Origin of the sequence: Nocardioides sp. (genome assembly GCF_031422975.1) — a bacterium.
In the GTDB taxonomy this organism is placed as follows: Bacteria; Actinomycetota; Actinomycetes; order Propionibacteriales; family Nocardioidaceae; genus Nocardioides.
On sequence record NZ_JANPEO010000111.1, the window covers coordinates 1 to 5,267 of the forward strand.

The 5,267-nt window shown below is 66.0% G+C and carries 6 protein-coding genes, 1 tRNA gene and 1 pseudogene; 3 read left to right on the top strand and 5 right to left on the bottom strand.

Features of this window, described 5'->3' with window-relative positions; all coding sequences use genetic code 11:
• A pseudogene (locus RMO85_RS03610) lies at positions 1 to 363 on the top strand (FAD-dependent oxidoreductase); the annotation flags it as partial.
• Between the two features lie 80 nt (positions 364 to 443).
• A tRNA-Lys gene (locus tag RMO85_RS03615) sits at positions 444 to 516 on the top strand.
• Positions 517 to 560: 44 nt separating this feature from the next.
• Here the strand turns inward: RMO85_RS03615 and RMO85_RS19615 are convergent.
• The 5 genes from RMO85_RS19615 to RMO85_RS03635 form a co-directional block, all read right to left on the bottom strand.
• Positions 561 to 818, bottom strand: coding sequence for a tyrosine-type recombinase/integrase (locus tag RMO85_RS19615; protein ID WP_397203016.1), 258 nt, complete (start codon positions 816 to 818; stop codon positions 561 to 563).
• Between the two features lie 322 nt (positions 819 to 1,140).
• On the bottom strand, positions 1,141 to 1,485 hold the full coding sequence (locus tag RMO85_RS03620; protein ID WP_310526520.1) for a toxin-antitoxin system HicB family antitoxin: 345 nt from the start codon (positions 1,483 to 1,485) through the stop codon (positions 1,141 to 1,143).
• Positions 1,486 to 1,529: 44 nt separating this feature from the next.
• Positions 1,530 to 1,730 (bottom strand): toxin HicA, encoded by a 201-nt coding sequence (locus RMO85_RS03625; protein ID WP_310526525.1) that lies wholly within the window; start codon positions 1,728 to 1,730, stop codon positions 1,530 to 1,532.
• A 121-nt stretch (positions 1,731 to 1,851) separates the two neighbouring features.
• On the bottom strand, positions 1,852 to 3,108 hold the full coding sequence (locus tag RMO85_RS03630; protein ID WP_310526524.1) for an MFS transporter: 1,257 nt from the start codon (positions 3,106 to 3,108) through the stop codon (positions 1,852 to 1,854).
• A 248-nt stretch (positions 3,109 to 3,356) separates the two neighbouring features.
• The gene (locus RMO85_RS03635) at positions 3,357 to 3,698 is read right to left on the bottom strand and encodes a hypothetical protein (protein ID WP_310526522.1); all 342 of its coding nucleotides are present in this window, start codon (positions 3,696 to 3,698) and stop codon (positions 3,357 to 3,359) included.
• A 245-nt stretch (positions 3,699 to 3,943) separates the two neighbouring features.
• Between RMO85_RS03635 and RMO85_RS03640 the strand changes: the two genes are divergently transcribed.
• Positions 3,944 to 4,939: a calcium-binding protein gene (locus RMO85_RS03640; RefSeq protein WP_310526523.1), complete on the top strand. Its 996-nt coding sequence runs from the start codon at positions 3,944 to 3,946 to the stop codon at positions 4,937 to 4,939.
• Positions 4,940 to 5,267 lie beyond the last annotated feature (328 nt).

Here is a 5,267-nt window from a genome sequence, read left to right on the forward strand (position 1 = left end):
GGTGGCGCCGCCGCCAAGGAGCTCGCGGTCGAGCGCGCGATCGCCTCCCTCGACGAGCACCTGGTCGAGTCGATCCGCTCCTGCATCGCCACGGACGCCGACGGCAGCCCGTGCATCGAGGCCAAGGTCCCCCAGGACGTCGAACGCGATCTGGCCATGCCGGGCGGGCACATCTTCCACGGCGACCTGGCCTGGCCGTGGGCCCCCAACCGGGCTCGCCTCGACACCCCGGCGCAGCTCTGGGGAGTCGCAACCGACCACGACGTCGTCCTGCTCTGCGGCTCCGGAGCCCGACGCGGCGGGGCCGTCTCCGGCCTCGGCGGCCACAACGCGGCACAGGCCGTGCTCGCCGAGCTCGCCTGACCGAAGTCGATTTCATGTCAGCGCCCGCGGCGTGTAGAGTTCCTGCTCGTTGCACAGCACTCCACCGTGCTGGGCAATATGCGCCAGTAGCTCAATTGGCAGAGCAGCTGACTCTTAATCAGCGGGTTCGGGGTTCAAGTCCCTGCTGGCGTACAAGTGAGAAGGCCAGGACCGTCCACCCGGTCCTGGCCTTCTTGCTATTCCACGGTTTTGCCACGGTTTTCACTTTCGCTGAGCGCGTCCCTTAACGCAGCGTCCACGGCCACCGCCGCCTGCGAGTCCACCGAGCGCCGACCGAGGTAGTAGTCCTGGGTCATCGAGGTCCGCGAGTGACCCAGCTGGTCGGCGACCAACCGAGCCGACAACGCGGCCTCGTCGAGGATGGTCGCGGCCGTCTTTCGGAACGTGTGCGAGGTGATCCACGCCAGCGTCTCGGTCCCTCGCGCCTCGCGCAGCTCGCGCCGTCGTCAATGTCCCCGAACGAGCCAGAGAACATCTGAACGATCTCGACAGCCGCCATCCCACCGGGAGGAACATCAATACGTTCCCAACAACATTCACAAGCCCGAGCTCACGGTTGACGCATTTGAGTTCGACGACGATCGAGTCTCCTCCCCAGCACGGACACCACCAGCATGGGCGAGGCAAACCGTCGGGTGCGGCGCGAGCGGACGCGGGCGACGTAAATGAGCATCGCCAGGCCAGCCAGCCCGATGATGATGGTGAGGACCGGACCTAGGGGCGAGTCGTGGCCGGAACGGAGGGCGCGCCCCCGCTTCAAATCGAGGCGAGCTTCTTCACGACGTACTGGTTGAGGCTCAGGCCGTCCTCGGCCGCATGCACAACGAGATCGCGGTGGAGCCCTTCGCCGATGCGGACGTTGAAGGTCCCGGAGTAGGTCCGCTCGGAGAACGGGACTGGGACCTTCTCGCCCTGGTCGGTCAGGTCGGCGAGCACATCGTTGACGACCGCCTCGAGGCCTCGAAGCGCCTCGATCTGCGTCGGTGCCAGCCACGACAGCGAGGGAAGCTCGAGGCAGGTGGCGACGAACTCGCTGTCCTCCACTGACCAGGTCACGCGGTAGGTGTAGTGGGACACGTCCACTGGGGTCTGGGTCTGCATCAGAGTGCCTCCTTCTTGTCGATGGCCTTGAGGACCTGACGTACCTAATACGCCTTGGCCATGCCCCTGTCATTCCGGATGTTCACCCGCGGGTCGCCCTGCCACGGCGTCTTGAAGACGACGTGGGAGCTGCCGCTCTGACGTGGACTCCCGAAGTAGTGCTCGCACACCGACATGAGGTCGTTGAAGGCGACGCCTTTCGGGTTCGCCCGCATCGCGGTGACGATCTTGTCGACGGACGGCACGAGACGATAGTACTACCAGTGGTACTGACGCTCAAGAGTGCAGTTATTGGAGTTGCAGCCGACTTGCGGCAGGAGCGTGCGTCTGCGAGCAGTCGCTCACCGGCAGAAGCGTGCGTTGGCGCTACTCGACGCGCGCACGGCGGAAGGGTGACAGAACCAACATCAGGGCCGAAACCATGAAGATGGCCGCGGCAGCGCCAAGAGTCGGGCGATAGCCGACGGCCTCGGCCAGCAGTCCGGCGACCGGTGAGACCGCGACGATCACGGCACGGTTGAACGACCGCAGAGTCGTGTTGGTACGCGACTGCAGCTCGTCAGGGGTGCGGGACTGGCGGAAGGCCATCTCGTGCGAGTTGCTTGTTCCCATGGCCCAGCCGTGGCACAACTGACCTGCGGCCAGGACTGATGCCCCGACCCACCCCGTCGGTACCGAAGCCGCCGTCATCATGATCATGACTCCGAAGGCCGTGACCAAGTACGAGCAGATGATGGCGCCGCCGGTGCCCAGACGAACGCCGACCCGTGTGCTCAGCGCCGCACCAATCAGGGCGCCGAGGCCGGCGACAGCGAACACGAGGCCCAACTGCAAGGGCGAGAGGTCCAGTTGGAGATAGCCGTACGGGACGACCAGCACGAGCAGGATCGCCTGACCCGCGAACCACACGTGCGTGGCGAGGGCGAGGCGACGCAGGCCTGACGCGCCGTACGCCCAGCGTGCTCCGTCCAGGACCTCCTTCGCCAGCCCACGCGCCCCTCCTGTGGCGGGCGTGGCGGCAGTCGGCTCCGAGACCCCCTTCAGCGATGCGACCATCACGGCTGAGAACAGGTACGTCAGGGCATCCACCAGCACCGACAAGGGCGCACCCAAAACGCGGATGAGCATGCCGGCGACCGCGGGCCCCGCGGTCTGGGCCACGGCGCTGGCGCCGTCGAGCCGTGCGTGGGCCCGCTGCAGCTGACCTCGTGACACGAGCCGCGGGACGAAGGACAACGAGGCCGCGTCGTTGAACAGAGAGGCCGTCCCGAACAGGACGACGACGACCAGCAGTAGCGGTAAGGACAGGGCCCCGAACGCCCAGGCCAGCGGGATTAGCCCGAGCAAACCGGCGCGGGCGACATCGGTGACCACCATGACCGGCCGTCGACGCACACGATCGACGAGCGCTCCCACAACTAGTCCGAGAACCAAGTACGGCAGCCAGCGCGCGGAGTTGAGCCATCCCACCTGCACGGCGCCACCTTGCAGCGTGACCAGGACCAGGGTCTGCAGGGCCAAGGACGTAATCGCGCTACCCAGACCGGAGACGGCCTCACCCCACCAGAAACGTCTGAAGTCCGATGACCTCTCGCCGTGCTGCGTCAGGGAGGCCACGCCCACACCCTGACAGACCAAGACTCCAACAGAGGCGACCCCGCAATGATGGGTCGAACTACCTCATCGCGGCGGGCATGGTCGGGCGGAGCGCGACAGCCCGCGCATCGGCACGTTCGGTGCGCTGGCACAGCGGCGTGAGAGTGCGTTCCCGCGCGTTCTGATTGCAGCCGTACCCCGGCGGCCCTGAACCGTCGCTGTTGGGGGCATCCGAACACCGGCGGTCCGCACGCTCATCGCGGCAGATGGGGACGTCATGGCGAGTGCCGTAGCGACGCGCTGAGTGCACTAAAGACCCGATCGTCGATCGAGCCCGTCACGTCCGCTACACGATCGATTGGCGCAGTTGCTTTTGAACCAGACGCGCCTGCGACAGCGTCAACGTTTAGCCACACGTCCGTCCCGTCCTGCGACAGGTCGTACCACCACTGACCTCGGTCGCGAGTCAGGCGTACGAGGGTGCCGTCACGCTCCCACACGTCCTGGCGATCGCCGAAGGGCGAGGAATCCTCCCCCCGCGATGACACCTTCTCGAACTCGTGCCGGTCAAGCCATCCACCGACGGCCTCGGCCTCTTCGTCAGTCAGATCGGACACGGGTTCATCTTCATGGAAGTGGCGCCTCACTGCACGCTCATCGATATGAGCGGATTGCGGCAGATCCGGATGTTCGCAGAGGCGTCTGCGGGACGGTCGAGACAGCCGCTCGACTCTCGCAACCCGACGAACGCCGACAACCAACCATGAGGTCGGCGCGTCTTAGCAAGGACCGTCGCATGCGACGTACCGCCACCGACACGCTGCCCACCATCATCGGGGGATAGCTCACCCAAGGGGGAACCGTGCTTCGACGTTCGACCACACTTGTTGTCACCGCGCTTGTTACGGGGGCGCTGCTGAGCGCACCGTCATCGGCGGCTTCGGCCACTGCCCAGACCTGCCAAGGCCGGCCGGCCACGATCGTCGGCACTGGCCCGGACATTCAGGGCACGCCGGGTGATGACGTCATCGTCACCGGCAGCTCCCAGTTCACCTACGCTGTCGCTGGGAACGACCTGGTGTGCGTGAGCGGGTCCGCCGTGTACGTGTACGCGGGCGACGGCGATGACGTGGTGGACGCGTCCGAGGTTGGGGTGACACAGATTAATGCCTATCTAGGTGCTGGTCTCGACCGCTACCTCGGGGGACCTGGCCAAAATTTGGTGCACGCGGACGGCACGGATGACACCGTGACAGATGCCGACTGGGCGTACCTGACGGTCACCGCGCCTGCGATCGGGACACCTGGCACCTACACCGGTGGCGGGATCGCCGTCTGGTCCGCCGACCATGACGTGGAGATCGACCTGGACACCAACATGGTGACGGTCGGCGGGGTCCATGCGGCCAACCTCTCTGGCATCGTCGGCGCGAACGTAGTCGCACCGCGCGCCGTGTTGCGAGGCAACACCGCGGACAACTACCTGAGCGGTTCGGGATGCGATGTGCTGTTCGTCGGGAAAGGCGGAAGCGACACCCTCATCGGTGGAGGGTTTGTCGAGGACGCCCCTCAGATCAAATCGGAGTGCGAGGGCATGAAAGCCACGATGCGTGGTGGACCCGGCGACGACAACATCAAGGGGTGGCTGGGCCTCAACCGGCTGGTCGGGAACGCAGGCAACGACGAACTCCAAGGCCGCTCCCGATCAGACGTGCTCCTTGGTGGCAGCGGCCGCGACGACCTCAGGGGCGGCAACGAGTCGGACGTGCTCCGCGGAGGCGGCGGCCGCGACACAGCCGACGGGCAGAATGGCCGGGACCGCTGCGTTGCCGAACGCGAGCGTCGCTGCGAACGCTGAAATCACTAGGGCTGACGATCGCCCTGGGCGCTCATCGGCTACTAGGAGACTTCCCGCAGGATCGGTGTCTGGCCAGACTCGATCTAGGTGATCGGCGGGACGCTCTCACATCGGCTGCCCACCCGAGTTTGGGTGTGGCTCTCATCTGGACTGCGACTCGTCGGTCACCGTGACGAGGAGTGGCTCCAGAGCGCCTCTGTGTGTCAAGCGGCCTGAAGTTGGAGCCGTTCGTGGTCGGCCAGGACACGACGGTAGACGGCGTTGGTGATGCGTCGTTTCAGGCTGCGGCGGGCTTCCTTGACGGTCTTGTGTTCGGCGATCTTTCGTC

Bases quoted from the DNA above. Each gene is read 5' to 3' on its own strand.
- RMO85_RS03620 (WP_310526520.1), bottom strand. From the start codon at position 1,485: ATGCAGACCCAGACCCCAGTGGACGTGTCCCACTACACCTACCGCGTG.